A 26,856-nucleotide genomic window follows, 5' to 3' on the forward strand; every position below is an offset into this window, starting at 1 on the left:
TCCGGTGGCTCCCTGCATAAATCGTTCGACGTCGAATAATTATGCGAAGCGTTCTCGCCGAGTCAAGCGCGGGCCGCGACCGATCGTCGCTTATTCTTCTTCGGCGATCCCGTCGAGCTCGATGATGGTGGCAAGGATCAGGCGAATGGCTTCGGTTGCAGCCTGGATCTGCTTCGGCGATAGACGTTCGACGATGCGCGTTTCCTCCGCATTGAATTTCGGAAAGAGACCGCTGATCACCTCGGCACCGCTGGCCGTCAGATTGACGATGACAAGGCGGCGCTCCAATTCGTTGGTGCGCCGGCGCACTAGTTTCCGCGCCTCCAGCATGTTGAGGATCGAGGAGAGCGTGCTTTTGGCGACACCCGCTTCGGCCGCGAGTCGCCGCGTTTCCAGCTCGCCATAGATCCACAGGCACCACAGCGTCACGAAGGCTGACCAATGTAAATCGGCATCTTTCAGGATCGCCCGTTCGAAATGATCGCGGATGAAGCCGGAGGCGCGGTGGATGTTGGAGACCAGCGCCATCGATTCGAGATTGACCCGGAGGCCCGCAACCCGCTTCTCGCCCAAGACTTCTGCCAAGGGCTTCGCCTGGCGCTTGGCCTGGGCTTTGCGCGGCGCAGCAGAGGCAACAGGCGATTTTGATTGAGGATCGGCGGCTCCCTTCGCGGATGCAGCAGCACGGGCTGGCAGTCGTCGGTCTTTGGTCAAGCAGCAACTCCGATCAATCGGTCAGGTTTGGAATGCGTCGGCGCCACGTTATAGCACCGTCTGGGTGCGCACTTTAAGCGCCCAATCGACGCGCGGCGATTTTGCCTCTTGCTCCCTTGCCACGGATTTTCATTCGCGTTATCGTTCGACATCGAATGAAAAATAAAAGCCGTCGCGCATGACACAAGTTGTGCGGAAACGGTTGAGTTCGGCCCACGGGCAACGACCCGAAAGTCGCAAGGGAGTCTGGGTTGGCTGAGAGATCTCGGTCGGCCGGCGTCATCAGGAGGGGAAGCATGACCGAATCCAATACCACCAATAAACTGCAGCGGGACGCCCTCGGCGTCGCGGCAGTCACGTTCTTCGTCGTCTCGGCCGCGGCACCGCTGACGGCCGTCGCGGGCGGCTATCCGATCGCCATGCTGCTCGGCAACGGCGTCGGCGTGCCCTTGGCCGTGCTGCTGGTGATGGCAATCCTGCTCGTCTTCTCGGTGGGCTACACCACCATGGCGCGGCATATTTCCAATGCCGGGTCCTTTTACGCCTTCACCACGCGTGGTCTCGGCGGTGTCATGGGGGGTGCTGCGGCCTATATCGCGGTCCTTGCCTATAACGCCATGCAGATCGGCCTCTACGGCCTTATCGGGGCCGTGGCGGCCGGCACCGTTGCCGCCTTGAGCGGCGGGTCGATCGACCTTCCCTGGTGGGTCTGGTCGCTCGCGTCCTGGGTGCTGGTTGGCATCTTCGGTTATCTGAAGATCGATCTCTCCGCCAAGGTCCTCGCCGTTCTGGTCTGCGCCGAATACATCATCGTCGTCGTGCTCGACCTTGCCATTCTCGGCAATGGCGGGCCGGAAGGTGTCAGCACGGTGAGCTTCACCCCGACCGCTTTCTCGACCGGCGAGCCCATCATCGGCATGCTGCTCTGCTTTGCGGCCTTCATGGGCTTCGAAGCCACCACGATCTATGCCGAGGAAGCGCGCGATCCGGAAAAGACCGTGCCGCGGGCGACCTATCTCTCGGTCCTCGTCATCGGCATCTTCTACGCCTTCTCGACCTGGTGCATGGTGATCGGCACCGGTGCCTCGAAGCTGATGGAAACCCTGGGCGGCTTGGCCGATCCCACCACCTTCATCTTCGTTCTCTCCGATCAATATGTCGGCAGTTGGCTTACCACCATCATCAGCCTGCTGCTGATTTCCAGTGTGTTTGCGGCCCTCCTCGCCTTCCACAATGCGGCTGCCCGTTACTTCTACGTGCTCGGGCGCGAAGGCCTGTTGCCGGCGGGCCTGGGGCGGACCCATGACGAGCATAAGAGCCCGCATATCGGCTCCGTGCTGCAGACGGTGCTGGGTGTGGTCGTCCTCGCCATCTTCATCGTCACGGCGCAGGATCCGGTGCTGGGCCTGTTTGCCTGGCTCACCAACCTCGCAACCTTGAGCGTCATCGCCTTGATGGCCATCGTCTCCTTCGCGGTGGTGGTGTTCTTCCGGCGCAACAGCCAATTGGCCCCCAATGCGCTGAAAACCCTGATCGCCCCGCTGGTGGCCGGCGTGCTGCTCGCCATCATCGCCTATCAGGTGGTGACGCATTTCGACGTGCTGACCGGCGCTTCGCCGGCCCTGGCGATCGGCCTGCCGATCCTGGTGCCGATCGCCGGCGTGGTCGGCGCGCTGGTCGCTTTCCAGATGAAGCAATCCAACGCATCCCGGTACGCCAAACTCGGCGCCGGCCAATAGCGACCCCTCGACAGGGCGGAGCGGCAAACAGCCCCTCCGCCCCTTTTCTTTTCCGGATCTTGATCGGAGCGCCCCATGTCCCTGGCCGACCGGATCAGCGTCGAGGAACTGGAAGCCGACCCCTATCCCTTCTATGCCCATCTCCGGCGCGAGGCGCCGGTCTGCTTCGTGCCGGCCGTCAATCTGTGGATGGTGACGCGCTGGGCCGATGTTGAATTCGTTGCCAAGACGCCGGCGCTGTTCACAGCGAAAGTGTCCGCCTCGCCGGTCGAGCGCACTTTCGGCAAGCCGACGATCCTCACCACCGATGGGCCGGTGCATAAGGAACTCCGGGCCGGCATCGACCCCAAATACAAGCCCAAGCCCGTCGCCGCCTATATCGACGGGCTGGTAAGGCCGATCGCAGGAGAATATCTCAGCCCGCTGTTGAAGCGCGGCGGCGGCGATCTGATGGCGGAATATTTCGAGCCGATATCGACGCTGTCCCTCGCCCGTTCCTTCGGCTTTCACGACATCGACATGGCCACCCTGCGGCGCTGGTTCTATGGCCTTGCCCAGGGCGCCATCAATTTTGAGAACGACCCCGCCCGCCAGGCCATCGGCGATGCAGTCAGTGCCGAGATCAGCGAGAAGGCCGAAGCGATCTTCGCCCGGCTGGAGCGTGACCCGGATGATTCGGCCCTTTCCCACATGCTCCATGACGGCATGCCGGCGGGCAAAACGCGCCCGCGCGACTTCCTGCTGCCGACAGTCAAGGTGACACTGCTGGGTGGCATGCAAGAGCCTGGGCATGGCGCTGGGTCCGTGCTGGTCGGCCTGCTCACCCATCCCGAACAGATGCGCGACCTGCGGGAAGACATCGGTGGATTGCTGCCTTTGGCCGTCGACGAAGGGCTGCGTTGGGTGGCACCCATCGGCACGCAGACCCGCCAGACCACAAGGGCTACCGAACTTGGCGGCGTGACCATCCCAGCCGGCGCCATGGTCGGCGCGCTCGTCTCTTCCGCCAGCCGTGACGAGACTCGTTTCAGCGATCCCGACAGCTTCAACATCCATCGTCGCCAAGGGCCGCATGCCGCGTTCGGCTTCGGCCAGCATTTCTGCTCCGGCCGCTGGTTCGCCCGCGACCAGGTGATCACGGCACTCCGCGTCTTGCTGGAGCAGACGACGCGCATCGATCTGGTGCCGGAACAGATGCCGGTCTTCCGCGGCTGGGAATTCCGTGCGCCGACATCGCTGCGGGTGACGCTGAATTAGGTCGTCATGCCCCGACTTGACCCGGGCAGCCAGTCAATCCAGGTGATCAGTGAATCCCCGGGTCGAGCCCGGGGATGACCCGCAATCAAGATTTGCGCAGCGCCTCGATATAAGGCGCATCGGCGCGCATCTCGATGATGGTGGGGCGCTTGCCCTGGGCCGCCTGCTGCAGGGCGGCGGTCAAATCGGCGACGCTGTCGGGTCGCACTGTCTCGCAGCCGAAGCCCTTGCCGATGGTCATGAAATCGGGCGTGAAGATGTCGACGCCGATCGGGTGGATCTGCCGGTCGACCATGTATGTTTTGATTTCGCCATAGCCGTCATTGTTCCACAGCAGGATGGCGAGCGGGATCTCGGCTTCGACCGCCGAGGCCAGTTCCGCGATGGTGAATTGCAGGCCGCCGTCGCCGATCAGCACGACGACCGGGCGATCGGGCTTCGCCAGTTTCGCGCCGATGCCGGCCGGCAGGCCATAGCCCAGCGTGCCGTAGCCGGTGCTGGAATTGAAATAGGAGCGCGGCGCCGGCGCCTCATAGCATTGATTGAGCGCATAGACCGGCTCGGTTGAATCGCCGGCAATGATGGCGTCTGGCAAGGCGTCGAGCACCACTTTGGCGATGCGCTGGTGCAGGCTGATCGCGGGCCACCAATGCGTGGGCGTCGCCGCGCGCACGCCGGCCGCACGCTTGGCACCGGCACTCTCTGTCGAGGCAGCCTTCTTCTCCGGCACGCCCAGCGCCGCATTGAGGGCCGCGACCGTCTGGCCCGCATCGGCGAGGATTGGTAGATGGGCGCTGACACCACGCACCAATTGCTCGGGATCGATATCGATGCGGATCAGCTTGTCGCGGAACTTCAGGGGCTGCGGGTCCGGATACATCTCCGTCTCGCCGAATTCGGTACCGATGGCCAGCACGACGTCGGCCTCGGCGATGGCCCGGTGGACGGTCGGGAAAGCCATGTTCTCGCCGATCCGCAACGGGTGGCCCGGCGGCAGGATGCCCTTGGCATTGACTGTGTTGACCACCGGTGCATCGAGATGCGCCACTAGGCGCCGGATCGCCGGCGCTGCGTCGGCCGCACCACCGCCGAGGATCACCAGGGGCGCCTTGGCATTGCGCAGCCACGCGGCCGCCAGATCGATATCGGCCGGTTGCGGTGCCGGGCGCTTGGGCAACACGCGCTTTTCAACAATCTTCGGATCGGCTTCCATGGCGATGACGTCGATCGGGATCTCGATATGGACCGGGCGCGGCCGGGCGCCGGCGAAGAGTGCGAAGGCGCGCGCCAGCACCTGTGGCAGTTGATCCGGCGTCAGAAGCGTGTGGCTGAAGGCCGCGACGCCCGCCACGACATTACGCTGCGATGGCAGTTCATGGAGGCGGCCATCGCCCATGCCGAGCTGTTCCGTCCGGTTGACGGCGGAGATCACCAGCATGGGCACGGAATCGGCATAGGCCTGGCCCATGGCGGTGAGGATATTGGTCATGCCCGGGCCGGTGACGATGAAGCAGACACCGGGCTTGCCGCTGACCCGCGCATAGCCGTCGGCCATGAAGCCGGCACCCTGTTCATGCCGCGGCGTGATATGCCGGATCCTGGTCTGCGGCAGCCCGCGATAGAGCTCGACCGTGTGCACGCCGGGGATGCCGAACACCATGTCGACACCATAGGCCGCGAGGAGATGCACGAGGAGCTCGCCGCAAGTCGCCATGAAATCTGTTCCAATCGTCAAACAATTAAGGCCGAAGAACGACCGCCAAACTCCGCGCAACATAGCGAGCGGAAGGACGGCTGGTAAGGCCCAATAGCGATTGGATCAGTGGCGCGATATTGTCTGACGATAGTTGCGCGGGCTGACACCGGCCCAGCGCGTGAAGGCGCGGGTAAAGGCGGAAAGCTCGGAATAACCAAGGAGCAGCGCAATCTCGCTCAGCGGCAATTGGCTCTGCTGCAGATAATGCCGGGAAAGATCGAACCGCGTCGCTTCAACGGCCTCCCGGAACCCCAGACCGGCATCGTTCAAGGCACGCTGGACGGCGTTGGGGGACAACCGCAAGGCATGCGCGACCTGCTCCAAGGTAGGCGCCCCGTCGGCCAAGCGCAGGCGAACCGCACCGCGGACGCGGTCCACCAGGCTTTCCGGCCGTTCGCGCGAACCCAGCGACTGGAGGCAGGATTGCATCATGGCCAAGAGCTTTGGATCGCGCCCCGGCATCGGCCGCTTGAGCAGGGCTGCGTCAAAGACGATGGCGTTGGTGGCACAGCCGAAAAAGACCGGTGCCCCGAACGCCATCTCGTGCTGGCGCCAATCGGCCGGCCGCGGATGCTCGAACTGGATCTCGTCCGGCGCCCAATGCCGCCCGCAGCATTCGCGGATGATGTTGGTGAACTGGCCCAGCGACAATTCCGCATCCTGGCGGCGCGCAATGATGGAGGGCGACAGGATCTGATATTCAAGCCGCATGCGGCCGGCCTCGTCCCGCTTCAACGCCATGATCGAGGAGCTTTGCTGATAGCGGAAGAGTCCGACCAGATTCTCCAATGCGCTGCCCAAGGTGGGCGACGACAGCGAGGCATAACCCCACATGCCAAGATCGCGCGGGCTGAACTGCTGGCCGAACCAGAGGCCGAAATTGTCGTGGCGAGTCTGGCGCGCCGCTTCCTCGAACAGCGCGCAATAGGCGGCGAGGCGCAGTTGCAAGGCGGGAGCGACGGTCATCTCAGGCGCCAAGCCGCAATTCCCGAAGATTGAATCGACGTCACCGCCCTGCGCATCAATGAAATCGACGAGGCCGGACGCCGCCGCCGACAGGACGACCGGCGCCGTGTCATTTTGGGAAATGGGTCGACCGCTTGGATGGATCATGCGACACCGTCCGCCATGGCCTTGGAAGATCATCGGAATGGGTCAGGAATGATGGCATGCCGCCGACCATGCTGCAAGGCAACAAGCCGTCGCTGTCAAACACATCCCTCTTTCGGTCAAGCCCTGCCGGCGTGACCTGATTAATCTGCAGGCAAATTCGCCAAGTTCTGCCCAGGATTTCATCTGGGGAGCCGATCGGGAGACGATGATGAACGAGCCATCGCAGCCAGGCGCCAATCGCTGGCGCCGTTTCAGCGACTGGGACGAACGGCCCTTGCGGTTGGATCGCTTCGCCGTCGAGGACCCGGCCAATGGCTTTGCCGCCTTCAACGGCGCCAAGGACCCCAAACCGGGCCTTGCGGTCGCGCAAGGCAAGGTCGCGGTGATGGACGGGGTTCCCGCCGCCGAATTCGATATGATCGACACCTATATCGCGCGGCACCATCTGGATCTCGATCTCGCAGAAACCGCCATGGCGGTGCCGTCCCAGCAGATCGCCCGCATGCTGGTGGATATCAGCGTGCCGCGCACGGACCTCACCCGCCTCGCCCATGGCCTGACACCCGCCAAACTCGCCGAAGTTGTGGCGCAACTCTCATCGATGGAACTGGCCTTCGCCTTTTCCAAGATGCGCACGAGGAAGACACCTGGCAATCAGGGCCATGTCACCAATGCCAAGGACGATCCGCTGCAGCTTGCGGCCGATGCGGCGACCGCCGTGGCGTTCGGCTTCGACGAGGTCGAAACGACCATGCGCGTTGCCCGCAATGCCTGGTCCAATGCCTTGGCCTGCGCGGTCGGTGCCGCGGTCGGCCGCTGGGGGACCCTTTTTCAATGTTCCAGCGAAGAGGCCGAGGAACTGCAGATCGGCATGGCGGGCTTCACCTCCTATGCCGAGACGGTCTCGGTCTATGGAACCGAGAAAGCCTTCACCGATGGCGACGACACGCCCTGGTCGAAGGCGTTCCTGGCCGCCGCCTATGCCAGCCGTGGCATCAAGATGCGCTGCACATCGGGCGCTGCGTCGGAATTGCTGATGGGCTTTCATGAATCGAAATCGCTGCTTTATCTCGAGGCGCGGTGCCTGTGCCTGCAGCGGGCGATGGGTGTCCAGGGAACGCAGAATGGCGGCATCGATGGGGCACCGCTGGCCTCCACCATGCCGGGCGGCGTGCGTGAATTGCTGGCGGAGAACCTGATCGCCGCCTGGCTCGATCTCGAATGCGCCACTGGCAACGACGCGCGGCATTCGGAATCCGAGATCCGCGTTGGTGCCAAGATCCTGCCCTACCTCATCGCCGGGTCGGATTTCATCTGTTCCGGCATGGGCTCGATCCTCGCTTACGACAATTCCTTCAACCCCTCATCCTTCAATGGCGAGGAGATGGAGGATTTCCTGGTCCTGCAGCGTGATTTCGAAGCCGATGGCGGCCTGACCTCAGTGAATGAGAGCCGCGCCCTGGAACTGCGCCGCCGGGCAACGGATGCTTTGGGTGCGGTGCTCGAAGAACTGGGTCTCGGGCAGCCGACCGACGCCATGAAACGCAGCGTCGTCATCGCCTCCGGCTCCAACGACACCGACAGCTATCTGCCCCGCGACGTGGCCCTCATCAGCGAGGCGATCAAGGCGCGCGGCATCAATGTGCTCGACGTGATCAAGGCCCTGGCCAAGCGCGGCTTCAAGGACGAGGCGCAGAACCTTCTCAACGTCGTGCGCCTGCGCGTCTCCGGCGACTATTTGCAGACAGCCGCGGTGGTGCGGCAAGGCCATGTCATCAGCGCCGTCAATGACCCCAATGATTATGTCGGGCCGGGTTCCGGCTACCGCCTCAACGAACAGCGCCGTGCCGAACTCGCCGCCATTCGCGACGTGCTGACGCGCGAGGAAGTGCTGCGCACCGAGGCGACCTATGCCGGGCCGGAAACAAGGCGCATTCGCTATCATGCGCTGGGCGAGGCCAAATCGACCGGCCCGAAGAACGAGATCGTCATTGGCGTCAGCCCCGCTTTCGGCCTGAAGCTGTTCCGCACCTTGGCTGGCCATCCCCTTTCTGCGGTCCTCAAGGCACTGAGCGAGGGCATTGCCGAGAAGGGCGGCATTCCCCGCATTGTCCGTATGCGGCACACGGCTGATACCTCCTTCCTGGGATTGAGTGCCGCGCGCCTCGCCGGTTCCGGCATCGGGATCGGCATCCAGGCCAAGGGCACGGCCGTCATTCACCAGGCCGACCGCCTGCCGCACCACAATCTGGAACTCTTCTCCAATGCGCCGATCACCAGCCTCGATCACTATCGGCGCCTGGGGGAAAATGCCGCCACCTATGCCGCCGGTGAAATGCCGGAACCCGTCGTCGTGACCAATAATGGCGAGGCCATGGGTGCCCGCTTCCACGCGCAAGTGGCCCTCATCTATGCCATCGAGACCTCGCTTACCCAAGACGGGGCCAAGCCCGAGGACATCAAGATCGATTTCCTGGAGACCGCGTAATGGCCCGCATCGATACCGTCGCCGACTACCCGCTGGCCGAAAACCGCCCGGGCCTAGTCAAAACCGCGCGCGGCAAGGCCCTCGCCGACCTGACACTGGATGCCGTGATGGCTGGCGAGGTGACGCTGGAGGATCTGCGCATCACGCCCCAGGCGTTGCAGGACCAGGCGCGTGTCGCAACGCTTGCCGGGCGGCCGACATTGGGTCGCAATTTCGAACGCGCCGCCGAACTGATCGCCGTGCCGCAGGATTACCTGCTCAAGGTCTACGAACTGCTGCGTCCCGGCCGGGCCAAGAGCAAGGCCGATCTCCTAGAGGCAGCAAAGATCTTGCGCGAGACCTATGCTGCCACAAAGATGGCTTCCTTCGTCGAAGAAGCGGCGGAGGTTTATGAAAAGCGCGGCCTATTCACCTTCAGGTTCTAAATCGATGAGTTGGAAGACACGTAACCGTTCCTTCTATTACCAAGGGGCGCCGGAACCCGACGACCTTGCCTTCGCGCCCTCCGAGACGGCGCTGCTGGTGATCGACGTGCAGAATACCTATCTGGCGCGGCCCGACCGCACAACACTCGATGCCGCAGGCCAAGCCGCTTATGACGCCTGGACACCCTTTCATGACCGGATGAACAAGATCGTCATTCCGCGCACGGCCGATCTCCTCGCCTGGGCGCGGCGGAACGGCATCGAATGCCTCTTCGCCCGCATCGCCTGCCAAACCAAGGATGGCCGCGATCGGTCCTTGAGCCAGAAAATGCCGGGCTGGAACAATCTGCTGCTGCCCAAGGACGAGCACGCCTCGCAGATCGTGCCACAGCTCGCCGCCAAAGGTGACGAAATCACGGTCACCAAGACGACGGACAGTGCGCTCACCGGCACCAATCTGCGCCTCATCCTCCATAATCTCGGCATCAAGAATGTCATCTGCGCCGGTATCTTCACCGATCAATGCGTCGCATCGACCGTGCGCAGCCTGGCCGACGAAAGCTTCCAGGTCGTCGTCGTGGAAGATTGCTGCGCCGCCGGCACCGATGCGCTGCACGAACAGGAACTGGCCATCATCAACATGATCTATTGCCATGTGATGCGGGCCGATGAACTCAAAGCCATGCTGAAGCTGTCATGAAGCGCATCCTCATCATCGTGCCGGAGCTGGTGGCCCCGCCGGGCATTCTCGGCCAGGCGCTGATCGCGCAGGGCGTCCACTACGACGCCGTCTTCCCGGTGGCGAAGTTCGCCAGCCATGCGCCGATGCAATATCCCGGCTTGCCCAGCAGCCCCGGCGATTATGCCGGACTCATCGTCATGGGCGGCCCGATGAGCGCCAAGGACGAACATGCCTTTCCGTTCCTGACCGAGACCATGGCCCTGATCCGCGCCTTTCACGCGGCGGACCGCCCGGTGCTGGGTGTTTGCCTGGGTGCCCAGATCATCGCCCATGCCTTTGGCGGCGAGATCTATCGCATGGGAAAGCTCGAATCCGGTTTCTACCAACTCGATCTGACACCCGAGGGCCAGGCTGATCCGCTGTTTCGCGACGTGACGCCGTCGATCACGACATTCGAGAACCATTACGAGGCCACCCGCAACACGCCGGGCGCGGTGCCGCTGGTGACCGGCGGTGCCTGCCCCATTCAGGCGTTCCGCATCGGGGCCAAGACCTATGGCGTGCAATTCCACATCGAGGTGACGATCGACATCATCCGCGACTGGCTGCGCGTCTTCGGGACCGACTTTGCGCGCGATGAGCCAAGACTGCTGACCGATCTCGACCAACAGTTCGCGCTACATTTTCCGGACTATGTGAGCACCTGCAATACGCTCACGCGGAATTGGTTGGCGTTAACATAGGCGACAACACAAGCTGGACTGCCACTTTAGTGGGCACCGGGCCTGTCAAGATTAACAGCCTAAATGTCAAGACCGGGTGGTGGGGGCACCCTATCGTCCTTAACGTGACCGATTTTCAGAACGACTTGCGGCAAGCAAGCAACGAAGGTGCGTCGTGCATCCGCTCGGCTAGAGCGATGCAGCTTGGTCAACAGGGAAGCGGTACCGGGCAAAAGCATCCGGACCAACGGAGAGGGACAGATGAGCAGCTTTAAGCAATCACGTCGCAATTTCATGCAGAATTCGGCCCTGATGGCCGCGGCTTTCGCCACGACCGGTACGCTGGGCCTGCGCCAGGCTTTTGCCGATCGCTCCAAGGAACTCAATATTCTGTGCTGGGAAGGCTACAACTCGGCCCAGGTCCTGGATCCGTTCCGTGAGTCGAGCGGCGCCACGGTAAAGGCGGAATCGCTCACCAACGACCCCACCATGATCAACCGCCTGCGCGCTGGTGAAACCAATGTCTGGGATCTGATCAACGTCAACAATCCCTGGGCGCGCAAGATCATGTTCCCGGAAAAGCTCATCCAGCCGCTCGACCGCGCCAAGATGGAGCCCTATTTCGCGAAGATGGCGCCGGACTTCAAGCCGCCCTACAAATGGGCGATGGATGACAGCGGCGAGCAGCTGATCGGCATGGCGCAGCGTTACGGCCCCTATAGCTTCGTCGTCAACACCGACAAGGTCAGCCGCGCCACGGCCGAGGATCAGGGTTGGGATCTCTGGAACGACGCCAAGAATGACAAGAAATACGGCGTCCTGGAATCCGACGATTGGAACGTCTTCAACATCTGCTGCATCGCCGGTTTCGATCCCTTCCGCGAGCACACGCCGGAAGAGATCGCGAAATTCACCGAAACCGCCAAGCGCGTCTTCAAGGGCGCCAAGGTGGTGGGCGACATCGCCACCATGAACCAGGCACTGGTTTCGGGCGAGATCGACTTCCACATGACCGGCGGCACCTATTCCGCCTCGCCGGCGCGCGCCGATGGCAACGCCAATATCCGCGCCATCACCCCGAACAAGGGCCCGATGGCCGGCGGCAAGGGCGGCATTTCCTGGATCGAAATCACCTCGGTGGTCAACAATCCGGATGTCTCGCCGCTCGCCGTGCAGTTCCTCGAATATGTGCAGGATCCCAAGGTTGCCCACACGGTGGCCTTCGCCGAGGGCACCTTCAACCCGGTGGCCCAGATGGGCAATCCGGAATGCTTCAGCCTCTTCACCAAGGAAGAGCTGGATGCGATCCAGTATGACAGCCTCGAGGAAGAGATGGCGCGGTCGGTTGAATATGACATCGTGCCGGATTACGACAAGCTCCTCGACATCATGACCGCCGCGAAGCGCGAAGCTTCCGGCGGCTGATCCAGGCGCGTCCACATCAGGACAAGGATCGCCCGGCATTCATGCGCGCCGGGCGATCCTGTCTTATAGACCATCCATTGCCATACGATCCGGATACCAAGGGACCATGAACGGCCGATCGCCCATTCTCCAATTGCGTGACCTCACCAAGACGTTCGGCAACTTCACCGCCGTCAAAGGCATCAGCCTCGATATCTCGGAAGGCGAATTCTTCACCATCGTCGGCCCGTCCGGCAGCGGCAAGACGACCCTGCTGCGCATGCTGACGGGGATGGAAGGGGCCACCAGCGGCGACATCCTGCTGCGCGGGAGCCGCATCAACGATCTGCCCGCCAACAAGCGGCCAACCTGCATGGTGTTCCAGTCGCTGGCCCTGTTCCCGCATCGCACCGTCGGCCAAAACATCGAGTTCTCGCAGAAGATCAAGGGCGTGGAGCCAGAGAAGCGGAAGGCACGCGCCCTGCAGCTGATGGCGCAGCTGCGTCTCCCTGAGAACTACTACGACAAGAGTGTGACCAAATGCTCCGGCGGCGAGCGGCAGCGCGTGGCCCTGGCCCGCGCCCTGGCCTATGACCCCGACATTCTCTTCTTCGACGAGCCCTTGTCGGCGATCGATTACAAGCTCCGGAAAACGCTCGAGAAGGAACTCAAAGACATCCACCGCGAGACCGGCAAGACTTTCATCTACATCACCCACAGCCTGGAAGAGGCGATGGTGATGAGCGACCGCATCGGCGTCATGCGCAGCGGCCAGCTGGTGCAGGTCGGTTCGCCGCAGCAGATCTATTCGGCGCCGGAAACCAAGTTCGTGTCCGAATTCATCGGCGACGTGAACGTCATCGGGGTGCAGGCGACGGGCGCCAACACCGTTCATGCCGCAGAATTCGGCGTCGATCTCGTGACACAGCCGGTGCCGGCAGGATTCAAGGAGGGGCATCTGGTGGTGCGTCCCGAATCTCTCCGTTTCCTCAGCAGCCGCAGCGAGGCGCAGAATTGCTTGGAAGGTCGCGTCTACAATGAATATGTGCTGGGTTCGCGCATCCAATACCAGGTGCGCGTCGGCGAACATGTCTTCATCGTCGAGAAATTGCGCCAGCAGGCCTTCGGCGGTAGCCTCGACGATCAGGTCCTCATCGGCTGGGATGCCAAGGACAGCATCCTGGTGACGGATTGATTGGCAGCGCCATGACCACTCTTGCCAAAATCTTCGCTCCCGGGACCAGGCATGCGGTACCGCTCATCCTCTTCCTGCTGGTTGGTTTTGCGGCGCCGCTGCTGGCCGTCATCGGCTTCAGCTTCATTCCGGCCCGCACCTTCGAATTGTGGCAAAGCTGGAGTCTCGACAATTATATCGAGATCTTCAATTCGACCAGCTACCTCTCCTTCCTGTGGTCGCTGGGCCTTGCCGCCGTCACGGTGCTGATCCTCGCCGTCATCTGCTATCCGATCGCCTACGGCCTGGCACGCATCTTTGGCAAGTATTCGACGCTGGTGACACTGCTCTTCACCATTCCGCTCTTCGTTTCCGAAAACGTCCGCCTCTATGGCTGGGTGTTGTTCTTCATCAAGAACGGTGTCTTGCTCGGCACGCTCAAGGCCTGGTTCGGCATCGAACCCGACAGCTGGCTCTTCACCAGCGGCATCATCGTTTTCGGCATGGTCTATGTTTATCTCCCCTTCATGCTGTTCCCAATGACGCTCGGCGTCTCCATGGTGCCGGACCAGACACGCGATGCAGCTTTCGATCTCGGCGCCACGCGCTGGCAGGTGTTCAAGGAAGTCGAATTGCCGCTCTCCATGCCAGGAATCATGATCGGCTTCCTGCTCTCCTTCGTGCTGGCCGTGGGGGCCATTGCCGAGGCGAAGGTATTGGGCGGTCAGCAGATCATCCCGATCAGCCATGATATCGAGATCGCCTTCACCTATGCCCAGAACTGGCCGCTGGGGGCGGCGTTGGCCGTGCTGCTGATGCTGGTGGTGGGGACGCTCGTCCTCTTCGTCCTGCGTCGCTTCGACCTCGACGCCATTCTGGGGCGGAGGTAAGCGATGGACGGCTTGACACCGCGCTGGCGCACCTCGCTCATCTGGGCCTGGACGGCCGCCATCGTCGTCTTCATGTATCTGCCGGGCCTGTGCCTGCTCCTGGCCTCGCTGACGTCCAGCCGCTATTTCATCTTCCCCATCACCAAATGGGGCCTCGATTGGTGGCAGAAGACATTCTCCTCGCTGGAAATCCACCAGCTTTTCAAGACGTCGATCACCATTGCGCTCTGTGTCACAGTCATCGCCGTGACCATCGCCCTCTTCGGCGCGCTCGCCTTTGCGCGCTATGACTGGAAGGGGCGCTCGATCTATCAAAAGATCGTGCTGCTGCCGATCTTCTTCCCGCAATCGGTTCTGGGCCTTGCCTTGCTGCTGTGGTTCAACGCGCTGGGGCTCACCATGTCCTGGCAGACGGCGGTCTTTGCGCATCTCGTTTGGATCATTCCGGTCTGCACATTGGTCATTTCGATCCAGGTCTATTCCTTCGACCCGGCCTTGGAAGAGGCCGCCTTCGATCTTGGCGCCACACGCTGGCAGGTGTTCAAGGAAGTGACCTTGCCCGTTCTCTTCCCTGGCATTTTCTCCGGCGCCCTCTTCGCCTTCCTGCTTAGCTGGGGCAATTTCCCGCTGTCGCTCTATACGACCGGCGCCGACACGACGATCCCGGAATATCTTTATGCCAAGATGGTCGCCGGCTACACGCCGGGCGTGCCGGTCCTCGGCACGGTGTCGACGGTGGGAGCAGCCGCCCTGCTCCTCATCGGCTACGCCCTGATCCTCGTCTTGCGCCGGCGCCGCGCCAGCGCACCGTCGGAAAACTGATCATCCAAGGAAAATAGCGGAGGCAACGCGCCATGTTGGGGCAATCGATCAAGGGGAAATCCGTCATCGTCACCGGCGCCAGCAAGGGCATCGGCAAAGGCATCGCGCGGGTCTTCGCGCAGCATGGCGCGAAAGTCCTGGTGGTCGGGCGCGATCTTAAACAGGCCGAAGCGACGGCCAAGGAATTCGAGCAGGCGGGCGGGACTGCAAGCGGCTTTTCGGCGGATGTCACCAAGCTCGGCGACATGGAAAAGATGGCAAAGACCGCGGTCGAGCGTTACGGCACCGTCGATGTGCTCTGCGCCAATGCCGGCGTCTTCCCGCAGGTGAAGATGGAAGATATGTCGCCCGAGACCTGGGACGAGGTGATGGCAACGAACCTCAAAGGCACCTTCCTGTCGGTCAAGGCCTGCATCCCATATTTGAAGAAATCCGGCGAGGGCCGCATTGTCATCACCTCCTCCATCACCGGGCCGGTCACCGGCTTCCCCGGCTGGACCCATTACGGCGCCACCAAGGCCGGCCAATTGGGCTTCATGCGCACCGCCTGCATGGAACTGGCGAAATACGGCATCACGGTCAATGCGGTGCTGCCCGGCAATATCAAGACCGAGGGCCTCATCGAGCTCGGCGATGGCTATATGAAGGGCATGGCGGCGGCCGTGCCGCTCGGCAAGCTGGGCGAGGTCGAGGACATCGGCCATGCCGCCCTCTTCTTCGCCTCGCGCGAGGCAGGCTATATCACCGGGCAGACCATCATCGTCGATGGCGGCCAGATCCTGCCCGAAAGCCAGGACGCGCTGTCGCAGATGTGATGCATCTCTACCGTCATGCCCGGGCTTGACCCGGGCATCCAGTCTATCCAAGGCATCAGTGGATCCCCGGGTCCTCGCCCGGGGATGACGGCATGTTCGGGAAATTCAGTGCGCGAGCTTGCGATAGGCGCGGGGGCTCACGCTGGTCCAGCGGGTGAAGGCGCGGGTAAAGGCCGATAGCTCGGAATAGCCCAGCAGCAACGCGATCTCGGTCAGCGGCAATTGCCGCTGGTCGAGATACATGCGTGCCAAGGATTGCCGCGTGGTTTCGACCGCGTCCTTATAGGTCAGGCCCGCGACTGATAATTCGCGTTGAATCGCCGCCGCCGGCACGCGCAAGGACATGGCAATCTGATCGAGGCTGGGATAGCCGCCGGGCAGGCTGACGCGGATCGCCGTCTTCACGCGGTCCACCAGCCCGTCATCGCCGGGGCGGTGCGAGCCTAAGGATTCGAGGCATGTCTGCATCATGGTGAGGAGTTGCAGGTCACGCCCAGGCATCGAGCGCTGCAGCAGTTCGGGGCGGAACAGCAGGGCATTGGTCGGCTGGCTGAAATAGACCGGCGCATCGAAGGCCGCTTCGTGTTCTTTCCAGAATTCGGGCCGCGGATGCTCGAAATGCACCTCGACCGGCGCCCATTTCGACCCGCAGCAATCACGGATCACATTGGTGAACATGCCGAGCGACAGTTCCGCATCCTGGCGCCGCTCGACGATTTCCGAGGAATAGATCTGGTATTCGAGACGCATCAGTCCATCGGCACCCTTCACCAGCTGCATCGCCGAGGATTCCTGGTGGAAATGAAACAGCCGCACCAGATTATCGAGAGCCGATCCCAGATTTGGTGAGGAGATCGCTGCATAGCCCCACATGCCGAGATCGCGCGGCTGGAACTGCTGGCCGAAATGGAGGCCGAAATTCCCCGGGCTGGTCTTGTCGCCGGCGATTTGGCGCGCCGCCTGCTCGAACAGGCGGCAATAGGCGGCAAGCTTCAGCTTCAAGGTCGGGGCACCCGCCATATCTGGGGCGATACCCGAATTGCCGAAAATGGAATCGACATCGCCGCCACGGGCCGAGATGAAATCCACCACGCCCGTCGCCGCCGCCGCCAGCACGACAGGCGCGTCATTTCTGTGGGTGGTCGTGGCGGTCGTCATCATCGTCCCCAGCCAAAGTTCACGAACCAGACTGCAGATAAGGCGCGATGATGGCACGGGGCCGGAGCTCGCTTCAAGCGGGCAAAGCTGATCAGCTGTCAAGATCACGCCATCACGGGTCAAGCGACCGTGACCGGCCCGTTCTAGCCTGAACATGGATGGAAAAGCGTCGGCCGCTTTCAACGGCACGGCCCCCTTCAGGTTAACGAAGGGGGAATAAGAGCGCCTATCCACGCCCTGGGAGCTAGGACGAAGCATGAGCGGTATGCTCACGACGGAACAAATGTTGCGCGCGATCGACGAATTGGCGGCCGCGGCCCTGCCGCTTTGGGGGCTGGACGGCGCCGATTTGCAGCTCATCAACCATTCCGAAAACTGGACCTATCGCGTGCTGCCGAAAGGGGCCGCGCGGCCCGTCATCCTGCGCGTGCACCGCGACGGCTATCACAGCACCGACGGCATCCGCAGCGAATTGGCCTGGATGCGTGCCTTGCAGGCCGAAGCGCAGGTGAAGACACCGCAGGCCATTCCGGGCAAGGACGGTGCCGACATCCAGACCGTGACGCATCCGGCCTTGAGCTCACCGCGCAACTGCGTCCTTTTCGAATTCATCGACGGCATCGAGCCGCCACAGGACAACCTCATCCCGCCTTTCCGCCAATTGGGGGAAGTAACCGCACGCTGCCACAATCACAGCGAAACTTGGACGCGGCCGCCTTATTTCGAACGCCTGTCCTGGGATTTCGAGCATTCGCTTGGCAAGACCGCCAATTGGGGCGCCTGGCAGGCGGGACCGGATTGCACGCCGGAGCGGGCCAAGCTACTGCAGCGCGCGGTCGACCTGATGGAAAGGCGCCTGAAGGCCTTCGGCCACGCGCGCAACCGCTACGGCCTCATCCACGCCGATTTCCGCCTCGCCAATCTGCTGGTCCACAACGGCGATGTGCGCGTCATCGACTTCGACGATTGCGGCCTGGGCTGGTTCCTCTATGACGGCGCCACGGCGGTGAGTTTCTTTGAAGACCGCGCCGATGTGCCGGAACTGATGGAAGCCTGGAAGGAAGGCTATCGCCGCCAGCGGGAGCTTCCGAAGGAAGACGACCACGAGATGTGGACCTTCATCCTGCTGCGGCGCATGACGCTGTTCGCCTGGATGGGCAGCCACGCCGAAACCGACCTCGCCCGCACGGAAGGCCCTGGCTACAGCACAGGTACCTGCGACCTCGCCGAACGCTATTTGAGCCAATACAGCTGAACCCGATCGGGTCAGGAGTTGAACATGGTCGACCACACGCAAAGCCCGGAAAAGCGCGAGTTCATCGCGAAATCCAAGCAGTTCTGGAATCCCGGCAAGACCCAGGCCTGGCAGGATATGGGCGTCGATCTCGTCATCGACCGGCGCGAAGGTTATCTGCTGTGGGACATGGACGGGCGTCGCCTCATCGACCTGCATCTCAACGGCGGCACCTACAATATCGGCCATCGCCATCCCGAACTCATTGAAGTGCTGAACCGCGGCATGCAGCGCTTCGATATGGGCAATCACCATTTCCCGAATATGGGCCGCACGGCGTTGGCTGAACGCCTGGCGCGCATCTGCGGCGGCGACATGCACTACACCATGTATGCCTCGGGTGGCGCCGAGGCGATCGACATCGCCTTGAAGACCGCGCGCCATGCGACGCAGCGGCGCAAGATCGTCTCCATCGTCAATGCCTATCATGGCCACACTGGCCTTGCTGTCGCCGCCGGTGCCGATCGCTTCAAGAAGATCTTTCTGTCGGACCAGCCCGACGATTTCGTCCATGTGCCGTTCAATGATCTCAATGCGATGGAAGATGCCTTGAAGGGCAAGGACGTCGCCTGCCTGATCATGGAGACGATTCCGGCCACTTACGGCTTCCCCATGCCCCTTCCCGGCTATCTCGCCGAGGTGAAGAAGCTGTGCGAGCGCTATGGTGCCCTCTATGTTGCCGACGAGGTGCAGACCGGTCTGATGCGCTGCGGCGAGATGTGGGGCTACCAGCGCTATGGCATCCAGCCGGACATCATGGTGACCGGCAAGGGCATCTCCGGCGGCATGTACCCGATCGCCTGCGTGGTCGTGCGCGAACCCTATGCCGGCTGGCTGAAACAGGACGGCTTTGCCCATATGTCGACCATGGGTGGCGCCGAACTCGGCTGCCTGGTCGCCATGAAGACGCTGGAGATCCTCGAGCGGCCGATGATGAAGCCGATGGTGAATTACATCGCCGAGACTTTCCGCAACGGCCTTCACGAGATCATGCGGCTTTATCCCAGCTTCTTCGTCGGCATCCGCCAATGCGGGCTGGTGATGGGCCTGGAATTCGATTTCCCCGAAGGCGCCAAGCCGGTGATGAAGCATCTCTACGAGAACGGCGTCTGGGCGATCTTCTCGACCCTCGACCCCCGGGTGCTGCAGTTCAAGCCAGGCGTGCTGATGACGGCCGATCTCTGCGCCGAGGTGCTGGAGCGCGTCGAGCGGGCGGTGGGCTTGGCTTATGCCGAATGCATGGGTTCCGGCAAGCGCAGCACGCGTGCGGCGTGAAGGAGTTGACGTAAGATGACGGCCATCGTCGAAGAAATCCTTGCCGGCGAGAAACGCGCCACCGGCACCGCCGATATGATGCTGCAGATGGCGGAATGGGCCGCGGCGGCTTTTACCCGTTTCGACCGGGCGCGCGTCGAGAAGATCGCGCGGGCGGCGGCTGATGTCGCCTATGCCCATGCCGGCGAACTGGCCGAGGCGGCCGTCCAGGAAACCGGCTTCGGCGTCGCTGCGCATAAGAAGATCAAGAACGAGCTGACTTCGCGCGGCCTGTTCGACCTCTATTCCAAGGACGACTACTGCTCCGCCCGCATCAAGGCCGAGCTGAAGATGGTAGAGCTGCCGCGCCCGGCCGGCATCGTCTTTGCCCTCACCCCCTCCACAAACCCAGTCTGCAGCGTCTATTACAAGGTGTTGATGGCGCTTTTCACCCGCAACGCCATCATCATCTCGCCGCATCCGATGGCGAAGAACTGCTCTATCCGCGCCGCCAAACTGATGGCGGAAGCAGCGGAGAAAGCTGGTGCACCGACCGGTATCATCCAGATCATCGAACAGCCGAACCTGCCGCTGATCGACTATGTGATGAAAAGCCCGCGCGTCGGCGTCATTCTCGCGACCGGCGGTACGCCGATGGTGCGCGCGGCCTATAGCTCCGGCAACCCTGCGGTTGGCGTGGGGCCTGGTAACGCGCCCGCTTTGGTCGACGACAGCGCCGACCTTAATGAGGCCGCCAAGCGCATTGTCACTTCCAAGAGCTTCGACAATTCGATCCTCTGCACCAATGAAAGCGTTGTGCTCGCGGTCGAGAGCATCGCCGACCGGCTGCTGCAGGCATTGAAATCAGCCGGCGCCTATGTGGCAAAACCGGAAGAAGTCTCGGCCTTGCGCGAGCTTCTGTTCGGCATGGGAACGTTCAACATCGCGGTTCTGGGCAAATCGGCCGCCGAGATCGCCGGCATGGCCAATATCCGCGTGCCGTCAAATACCCAGATCATTCTCGTTGAGATCGACCGGGTCGGGATCGACGAGCCACTCTCCAAGGAAAAGCTCTGCCCCGTGCTGGGCTTCTTGCGTGTCCCGCATGCCGATGCCGGCGTCACCCAGGCCCGCGCGCTCATCCGTCTTTCTGGCGCTGGTCATTCGGCGGCGATCCACAGCAAGAATTCCGCGACGATCCTGAAATACGGTGCCGCTGTGAAGGCGCTGCGCGTGGCCGTGAACGCGCCCTGCAGCCTGGGTGCCGCCGGTTACGGCACGCATCTGGCGCCTGCCTTCACCATCGGCACCGGTTTCTTCGGCTCCTCCTCCATCGGCGAGAATGTCGGCCCGCAGCACCTCGTGAACTGGACGCGCATCGCCTATAACGACGACGCGAAGGAAGCCTTTGGCGATTTCAGCGGCCTCGATGCCAATGCCAGCGGCCCAGCCCTGGCCTTGGGGCTGGAATCGCCAATCTCCCTCGGTCGCCTGCAGGAAGGCGCCGACGCGGCGCAGGATCCCCTGCCCTTGCCGTCCAGCAGCGCCGGCACGACCAGCGAGATCGACATCATGCGTGAAGAAATCCGCCGCATGGTGCTCGAAGAGCTCCGTGGCGCGTTGCGGTCATGAGGAAGAACTGAACCCATGGCCGATTTACGTTCCTTCATCTTCATCGACCAGCTGCAGCCGCAGACGCTCTGCTATATGGCGAGCGGCATGCGTGGCCGCCTGCCGCGCACGCAGATGGCGGCCCAGATCATCGAAGTGGCCCCCGGCCTCGATATTGAAGCTCTGACCGACATCGCCTTGAAACATGCCGAGGTCAGCGGCGGCATGCTCGTGGTCGAGCGGCAATTCGGCTATCTCGAATTTCACTCGCGCTCGACCGCCGCGGTGAAATCAGCAGCCGATGCCGTGCTGGACGAGCTTGATGCCAGGCGGGAGCAGGCGATGAAGCCGCAGATCCTCGCCTCCAAGATCGTGACCCGGATTGATAACGGCCATGCCTTCCTGATCAACCGCAACAAATCCGGGTCCATGATCCTGCCCGGCGAATCGCTCTTCGTGCTGGAAATGCAGCCCGCGTCCTACGCCATCCTGGCGACCAACGAGGCGGAGAAGACCGCCGACATCAAGGTAATCGATTATCGCATGTTCGGTGCCACCGGCCGCGTCTACCTCTCCGGCGAGGAATCCAATGTGCGCATGGGCGCCGAAGCGGCCCTGGCCGCGCTGGAAGGATGAGTATCATGGACAAGGACCTCATCCGCGCTCTCATCCGTGATGTCATCGCCGAGGAAGTGAAGGCGGTGAAGACCGGGAAATCGCCCGCTGCCGCACCTCACGCCGTACGCATCACCAGCGATGCCGATCTCGCGGCTTTCGCCAAGGATGTCCTGCGCCTCGCCGCTGACCCACAAATTCGCGCCGCCATCGAAGCAGGTCGTCATCCCTTCCATCTCGCCGGCACGACTCCGTCTGCCGCATTGTCGCCGGCAGCCGCCACCGGGCAAAGCCACCGCGTCGACAAGGGCGTCGTCACCGAAACCGTCATCGCCAAGCTCGCCAAGGGCGTCTCGCGCCTCATCCTGGCACCCGGCGTCAGCATCACCCCCTTGGCCCGCGACAAGGCCAAGGCGCGCAACATCAGCGTCGAAAGGATCGGACAATGATTCGCGGTCGGGTCGTGGGCCGTTACTGGGCCACCAAGAAGATCGAGCACATTCCGTCAGGGGCCTTCCTGGAAGTGGAGAGCCATGGGGGCGGTCGCATGATTGCCTTTGACGTGCTGGGTTGCGGCGAGGGCGAGGACGTCCTCATCGTCACCGGCTCCACCGCCGCCTCCTGGCTGGGCGGCGGCAAGATTCCCATCGACGCCCTCATCATCGGCTCGCTCGACGAGACGACGAAATCGAAATCCAAATAACAACCATCTGATCTGAAGCAAGGAGAGAACCATGTCGAACGCTATCGGAATGATCGAGACCAAGGGTTTCGTCGCGGCCCTGGCCGCGGCCGATGCCATGGTAAAGGCCGCCAATGTGACGGTGGTCGGCCGTGAGGAAGTGGGTGATGGCCTGGTCGCCGTCATCATCAATGGCGATGTCGGTGCCGTGAAGGCCGCGACCGAAGCCGGTGCCGAAGCTGCCAGCAGCGTCGGCACACTGGTCTCGGTCCACGTCATCCCGCGCCCGCATCCCGATCTTGGCAAGCATTTCTCGACCGCCAGCGGGAAGTAAGGGCGAGATGTCGGCAATGGTGGATCCCCGGGTCAAGCCCGGGGATGACGGTGTCTATTGACCTACAAACTTTCTCGTCATGCCCGCGCTTGACCCGGGCATCCACTGGAAGAAGCCATTCTCGGACTGACATGCACCCATGACCGAACTTCGCGTCTATCTGCTGGTGAAGGATCTTGCCCGCCAGTTTGCGGCCTATATGTCGACGCCCACCCGGGCGCGTGGCTACCCGCCGATGCAGGGGGAACATTCCCTCATCATCGAGGTGGCCCCGGCGCTTGCGATCCATCGCATCTGCGACCTGGCACTGAAGACTGCGCCCGACATGGAACCGGGCCTGCTTTATACCGAGCGGCAATACGGCATCCTGGAACTGCACGCCGCCGATCTCGATCAGTTGAACTTCGCCGGCAACGCGATCCTCAAAGGCATCGGCCAGAAGGCCGAGGACCAGCTGAAACCGCGGACACTCTACGCCGACATCATCGACAATGTGTCGGACCAGCACGCCATCATCCTCAACCGCACGCGCGAAGCATCAATGCTGCTGCCGGGCAAATGCCTACTGGTCTATGAGCTGGAGCCGGCCCTCTTCGCCTCGGTCGCCGCCAATGAGGCGGAGAAGGTGGCCCCCGGCATCACCCTCGTCGACGTGCAGATGATCGGCGCCAGCGGCCGCCTGTTCATCGCCGGTACACGCAAGGAATGCGAACGCGCCCGCGACCGCATCGATGAGGTACTCGGCAGCGTGATTGGGCGGTCTGGCAAGGGATAAGTCCCCTCACCCCGACCCTCTCCCCACTTCGTGGGGCGAGGGAGTTTCGACCGAGCGCGATCTCCAAGCCCCTCGCCCCTTTGGGGAGAGGGGTTGGGGTGAGGGGTTTTTCTTACCGCTGTGCCCTTTCCCAATCCGGATGAATCCAGACCGGCGCATCGCTGGCCGGCAGGGGCGTTCGCCCCCGAATCATGTCACTGGCTTTCTCGGCAATCATGATGGTGGGCGCGTTGGTGTTGCCGCTGACGATGCGCGGCATGATCGAGGCATCGACCACGCGCAAGGCTTCGATCCCATGCACCCGCAGCTGATCGTCGACGACGGCCAGCGTCTCGGTAGCCGCACCCATCTTGCAGGTGCCGACCGGGTGATAGCAGGTCTCGATCGCGCGCCTGACCCAGGCATCGATCGCGTCATCTGATGTGACATCAATGCCGGGAAACAATTCATCGCCCGCAAAAGGCGCCATGGCCTTCTGCGCCAGAATCTCCCGCGTGAGCTTCACGGAAGCCCGCAGATCGGCACGGTCGGCGGGGTCCTTGAGATAGTTGAAAAGGATGGCGGGCGGCGCCTTCGGATCGCTTGAGCGCGCCTTCACATAGCCGAGGCTCTTCGGCCGCATCAGGTCGATATGCACCTGGAAGGCATGATCGGGCACCGAATCGACCGTGCCCGGAATGACCGCCAGCGGCATGAAGGTCAGCTGCAGGTCCGGATGCTCGATCCCAGCGCGGCTGCGGATGAAGCCGCCGGCCTCGAAATGGTTGGTCGAGGCGGCACCGGTCCCGTTCATGAACCATTGCAGGCCGGTCACATATTTCCGGATGCCCTTGGTGACCGGATAGATGGTCGCCTTCTGCTTGCAGCGATGCTGGATGACGATATCCGGGTGATCATTGAGATTGCCACCCACACCGGGCAGGGCATGCAGCGCCTTGACGCCGATGGCGTCAAGATGCTCCGGGTCGCCGATGCCAGACAGCTGCAACAGCTGCGGCGAGTTGATGGCACCACCCGACAGGATGATTTCGCGCGTCGCTTCCGCCGTCTGGACCTCACGCCCGACCGCGTAAGAAATACTGCGCGCACGGTTGCCCACCAGATTGATTTTCTGCACCAGCGCGCCGGTAATGACGGTGAGATTGGGGCGGGTCAATGCGGGTCGCAAATAGCCCTTCGCCGCCGACCAGCGGCGGCCGTCGCGGGTCGTGCGGTCGATGATGCCGAAGCCTTCCTGCTGGCAGCCGTTGACATCCTCGGTCGCCGGATAGCCGGCCTCAACGGCCGCATCGATGAAGGCCTGGGTCAACGGCGCGCGCGCGAGATCCGGCCGCGCCACATGCAGCGGCCCGTCGCCACCGTGATAGGCGTCGCCACCCGTCTGATGGCTTTCCGCCCGCTTGAAATAGGGCAGCAGTTCCGCATAGCTCCAACCGCGCGCCCCCGATTGCGACCAATAGTCATAGTCGCGCGCATGGCCGCGGATATAAACCATGCCGTTGATCGAAGACGAGCCACCGAGGACACGGCCGCGCGGATGCGTCAGGCGCCGGTTATCGAGATAGGGCTCGGGCTCGGCGGCATAGGACCAGTTGAAACGGGTCGAGGACAGCAGCTGCCCCATGCCGGAGGGCATGTGGATCGCCCAGTGATTGTCCTTCGGCCCTGCTTCCAGCAGCAGCACCGTGCAGGCGGCGTCCTCGGTCAGGCGGTTGGCCAGCACGCAGCCGGCCGACCCCGCGCCGATGATGACGTAATCGAATGAGCCGGACATCAGCTGCGGATGGCCTGGTAGCACAGCTTGTGGAAATGATGCACCAGATGCTCGCTCTGATTGGGGTGCTCGGTGTCGATGATATAGCGCCCCTGGATATAGCCTTGCGAATGCAGGCCCTTCTGGTTGCTGACATTAAGCGCGATATCCTCAGGCCCCAATTCCTCATTCATCCAGGCGATCGCTGCTTTGGTGAGTGCCGGCGTCTCGCGCCCGATCGGTGCGTAATAACCGAAACGCAGCAGCGACTTCTCCGGCTCCAGCGGGATCATCACGAAGGTGCCGATCATGTCGGTGAAGGGGAAGCAATAGAACGTCGTGTTCGGCCACAGGCCGATATTGAAGAACCAATCGGTCTGCCAGGTCGCCCCCTCGATCGGCAGGCCATAGGCCTTGTTGGCACCGCCATTGGGCGGCGCCATATAGGTCCACCATTCGCCATGGGGCGTGAGGCGGTACTGGCTGAAATCGATCAGCGAGGCGAGATGCTTATGCACCGGGCCGGAAAGATCGAAGTGATAACCCTCGATCGAGTTCTCCTGGATCACCTTCCAGTTCGCGTGGACGACGACGTCCACTTCCTCGACCAGGCGCACGTTGTCGAGATCGGGCAGGAAGCGGCGCATCTCTCCTTCCGCCCCCGGCGCCATCTCGGCCACCGACTTGGCGTTGTCGTCCAGCGTCACATAGACGAAGCCGGCAAAGATCTCGAGCCGCACGGGTTTTAGCCCGTAAAGCGCCTTGTCGAAATCCTTGAGGCATTCGGTGCGCGGCGCCGAGCGCAGCGCGCCGTCCGGGCCATAGCACCAGGAATGATAGCCGCAGCGCAAGACCGCCGGAATCCTGCCGCGGCGCTCGGTCAGCAAGCGATTGCCGCGATGCCGGCAGGCATTGTGGAAGGCGCGGATCTGGCCGTCCGTATGCGACATGACGAGCACGCTCTGCTCGAAGATCTCCTGCACGATGTAGGAGCCCGGCCCCTTGAACTCGTTCACATGGCCGACGACATGCCAGCACTTCATGAAGATGTTCTGCTTCTCATCCTCGAACACCTGCGCGTCGTAGAAGTAAGCGGCGGGCATGGAATGGCCCGTGGTCGGGTCGCTGTGATCCCACGGCATCACTTGGCTCGGCATGGAGAACTCCTGGGCGTCAAATCGTGATGCCTGATGGTGCAAATCTTGTGGCCCGCCCATCCGATGGAAACGGTCGCGCGACTGTCGCTTTGTTGCGAGTATGGTTAATCCTCAAGTTACTGATATATAAATATTATTCCAGAAATCACTTGTGGGGACGCAAAGCGTCGCGCCATCAAATTGACTTTTTTGGACATTCTTCGTCCATTATGTGCTGGCTCC

General features: G+C 62.4%; 25 protein-coding genes. 19 read left to right on the forward strand and 6 right to left on the reverse strand.

The window, feature by feature from the left end; all coding sequences use genetic code 11:
• Positions 1 to 90: 90 nt before the first annotated feature.
• Complete coding sequence (locus SMD31_RS17465) at positions 91 to 585, reverse strand: MarR family winged helix-turn-helix transcriptional regulator (protein ID WP_320502207.1); 495 nt, start codon at positions 583 to 585, stop codon at positions 91 to 93.
• A gap of 425 nt (positions 586 to 1,010) precedes the next feature.
• Here SMD31_RS17465 and SMD31_RS17470 point away from each other — a divergent pair, with 425 nt between their 5' ends.
• A complete protein-coding gene (locus tag SMD31_RS17470; RefSeq protein ID WP_320502208.1) occupies positions 1,011 to 2,453 on the forward strand; it encodes an APC family permease in 1,443 nt (480 codons plus the stop codon).
• Positions 2,454 to 2,528: 75 nt separating this feature from the next.
• Positions 2,529 to 3,710: a cytochrome P450 gene (locus SMD31_RS17475; protein ID WP_320502209.1), complete on the forward strand. Its 1,182-nt coding sequence runs from the start codon at positions 2,529 to 2,531 to the stop codon at positions 3,708 to 3,710.
• Between the two features lie 85 nt (positions 3,711 to 3,795).
• Here SMD31_RS17475 and SMD31_RS17480 read toward each other — a convergent pair whose 3' ends face one another.
• Complete coding sequence (locus SMD31_RS17480) at positions 3,796 to 5,424, reverse strand: 5-guanidino-2-oxopentanoate decarboxylase (protein ID WP_320502210.1); 1,629 nt, start codon at positions 5,422 to 5,424, stop codon at positions 3,796 to 3,798.
• A 105-nt stretch (positions 5,425 to 5,529) separates the two neighbouring features.
• The gene (gene qhpR / locus SMD31_RS17485; RefSeq protein WP_320502211.1) at positions 5,530 to 6,579 is read right to left on the reverse strand and encodes an AraC-like transcriptional regulator QhpR; all 1,050 of its coding nucleotides are present in this window, start codon (positions 6,577 to 6,579) and stop codon (positions 5,530 to 5,532) included.
• A 205-nt stretch (positions 6,580 to 6,784) separates the two neighbouring features.
• Between qhpR (SMD31_RS17485) and SMD31_RS17490 the strand changes: the two genes are divergently transcribed.
• The 9 genes from SMD31_RS17490 (at position 6,785) to fabG (ending at position 16,001) form a co-directional block, all read left to right on the forward strand.
• The gene (locus SMD31_RS17490; RefSeq protein WP_320502212.1) at positions 6,785 to 9,067 is read left to right on the forward strand and encodes a propanediol/glycerol family dehydratase large subunit; all 2,283 of its coding nucleotides are present in this window, start codon (positions 6,785 to 6,787) and stop codon (positions 9,065 to 9,067) included.
• The gene (locus SMD31_RS17495) at positions 9,067 to 9,492 is read left to right on the forward strand and encodes a diol dehydratase small subunit (protein ID WP_320502213.1); all 426 of its coding nucleotides are present in this window, start codon (positions 9,067 to 9,069) and stop codon (positions 9,490 to 9,492) included. The genes SMD31_RS17490 and SMD31_RS17495 overlap by 1 nt, the downstream gene beginning before the upstream one ends.
• Before the next feature lie 4 nt (positions 9,493 to 9,496).
• Entirely contained in the window at positions 9,497 to 10,192 is a 696-nt protein-coding gene (locus SMD31_RS17500) for a cysteine hydrolase family protein (protein ID WP_320502214.1), read from the forward strand.
• Positions 10,189 to 10,917, forward strand: coding sequence for a type 1 glutamine amidotransferase (locus SMD31_RS17505; protein WP_320502215.1), 729 nt, complete (start codon positions 10,189 to 10,191; stop codon positions 10,915 to 10,917). The genes SMD31_RS17500 and SMD31_RS17505 overlap by 4 nt, the downstream gene beginning before the upstream one ends.
• 240 nt (positions 10,918 to 11,157) lie before the next feature.
• Positions 11,158 to 12,321: an ABC transporter substrate-binding protein gene (locus tag SMD31_RS17510; RefSeq protein ID WP_320502216.1), complete on the forward strand. Its 1,164-nt coding sequence runs from the start codon at positions 11,158 to 11,160 to the stop codon at positions 12,319 to 12,321.
• A 106-nt stretch (positions 12,322 to 12,427) separates the two neighbouring features.
• Positions 12,428 to 13,495, forward strand: a complete 1,068-nt coding sequence (locus SMD31_RS17515) for an ABC transporter ATP-binding protein (RefSeq protein WP_320502217.1) — start codon at positions 12,428 to 12,430, stop codon at positions 13,493 to 13,495.
• An 11-nt stretch (positions 13,496 to 13,506) separates the two neighbouring features.
• Positions 13,507 to 14,364: an ABC transporter permease gene (locus tag SMD31_RS17520; RefSeq protein ID WP_320502218.1), complete on the forward strand. Its 858-nt coding sequence runs from the start codon at positions 13,507 to 13,509 to the stop codon at positions 14,362 to 14,364.
• Between the two features lie 3 nt (positions 14,365 to 14,367).
• Positions 14,368 to 15,186, forward strand: a complete 819-nt coding sequence (locus SMD31_RS17525; RefSeq protein ID WP_320502219.1) for an ABC transporter permease — start codon at positions 14,368 to 14,370, stop codon at positions 15,184 to 15,186.
• Between the two features lie 32 nt (positions 15,187 to 15,218).
• Positions 15,219 to 16,001 (forward strand): 3-oxoacyl-ACP reductase FabG, encoded by a 783-nt coding sequence (fabG, locus tag SMD31_RS17530; RefSeq protein ID WP_320502220.1) that lies wholly within the window; start codon positions 15,219 to 15,221, stop codon positions 15,999 to 16,001.
• Positions 16,002 to 16,106: 105 nt separating this feature from the next.
• Here fabG and qhpR (SMD31_RS17535) read toward each other — a convergent pair whose 3' ends face one another.
• Positions 16,107 to 17,162 carry an AraC-like transcriptional regulator QhpR gene (gene qhpR / locus SMD31_RS17535; RefSeq protein ID WP_320502221.1) on the reverse strand — a complete coding sequence of 352 codons (1,056 nt, stop codon included), beginning with the start codon at positions 17,160 to 17,162 and terminating at the stop codon, positions 16,107 to 16,109.
• Between the two features lie 253 nt (positions 17,163 to 17,415).
• On the opposite strand from qhpR (SMD31_RS17535), the gene SMD31_RS17540 reads away from it, so the two are divergent.
• From SMD31_RS17540 to SMD31_RS17575, 8 genes are all read left to right on the forward strand, one after another.
• Complete coding sequence (locus tag SMD31_RS17540; RefSeq protein ID WP_320502222.1) at positions 17,416 to 18,414, forward strand: phosphotransferase enzyme family protein; 999 nt, start codon at positions 17,416 to 17,418, stop codon at positions 18,412 to 18,414.
• Positions 18,415 to 18,438: 24 nt separating this feature from the next.
• Entirely contained in the window at positions 18,439 to 19,728 is a 1,290-nt protein-coding gene (locus SMD31_RS17545; protein ID WP_320502223.1) for a class-III pyridoxal-phosphate-dependent aminotransferase, read from the forward strand.
• A gap of 15 nt (positions 19,729 to 19,743) precedes the next feature.
• A complete protein-coding gene (locus SMD31_RS17550; protein ID WP_320502224.1) occupies positions 19,744 to 21,339 on the forward strand; it encodes an aldehyde dehydrogenase family protein in 1,596 nt (531 codons plus the stop codon).
• 15 nt (positions 21,340 to 21,354) lie between these two features.
• Positions 21,355 to 21,954 carry a BMC domain-containing protein gene (locus SMD31_RS17555; protein WP_320502225.1) on the forward strand — a complete coding sequence of 200 codons (600 nt, stop codon included), beginning with the start codon at positions 21,355 to 21,357 and terminating at the stop codon, positions 21,952 to 21,954.
• A gap of 5 nt (positions 21,955 to 21,959) precedes the next feature.
• Positions 21,960 to 22,382 (forward strand): hypothetical protein, encoded by a 423-nt coding sequence (locus tag SMD31_RS17560; protein ID WP_320502226.1) that lies wholly within the window; start codon positions 21,960 to 21,962, stop codon positions 22,380 to 22,382.
• On the forward strand, positions 22,379 to 22,636 hold the full coding sequence (locus tag SMD31_RS17565; RefSeq protein ID WP_320502227.1) for a EutN/CcmL family microcompartment protein: 258 nt from the start codon (positions 22,379 to 22,381) through the stop codon (positions 22,634 to 22,636). Before SMD31_RS17560 ends, SMD31_RS17565 begins: the two co-directional genes overlap by 4 nt.
• A gap of 31 nt (positions 22,637 to 22,667) precedes the next feature.
• Entirely contained in the window at positions 22,668 to 22,949 is a 282-nt protein-coding gene (locus SMD31_RS17570; protein ID WP_320502228.1) for a BMC domain-containing protein, read from the forward strand.
• 139 nt (positions 22,950 to 23,088) lie between these two features.
• Positions 23,089 to 23,724 (forward strand): hypothetical protein, encoded by a 636-nt coding sequence (locus SMD31_RS17575; RefSeq protein WP_320502229.1) that lies wholly within the window; start codon positions 23,089 to 23,091, stop codon positions 23,722 to 23,724.
• A 112-nt stretch (positions 23,725 to 23,836) separates the two neighbouring features.
• On the opposite strand, the gene SMD31_RS17580 is transcribed toward SMD31_RS17575, so the two are convergent.
• Positions 23,837 to 25,498 (reverse strand): choline dehydrogenase, encoded by a 1,662-nt coding sequence (locus SMD31_RS17580; protein WP_320502230.1) that lies wholly within the window; start codon positions 25,496 to 25,498, stop codon positions 23,837 to 23,839.
• On the reverse strand, positions 25,498 to 26,634 hold the full coding sequence (locus SMD31_RS17585) for an aromatic ring-hydroxylating oxygenase subunit alpha (protein ID WP_320502231.1): 1,137 nt from the start codon (positions 26,632 to 26,634) through the stop codon (positions 25,498 to 25,500). The genes SMD31_RS17580 and SMD31_RS17585 overlap by 1 nt, the downstream gene beginning before the upstream one ends.
• Positions 26,635 to 26,856: the final 222 nt, after the last annotated feature.

Source organism: Dongia rigui (assembly GCF_034044635.1).
GTDB lineage: Bacteria > Pseudomonadota > Alphaproteobacteria > Dongiales > Dongiaceae > Dongia > Dongia rigui.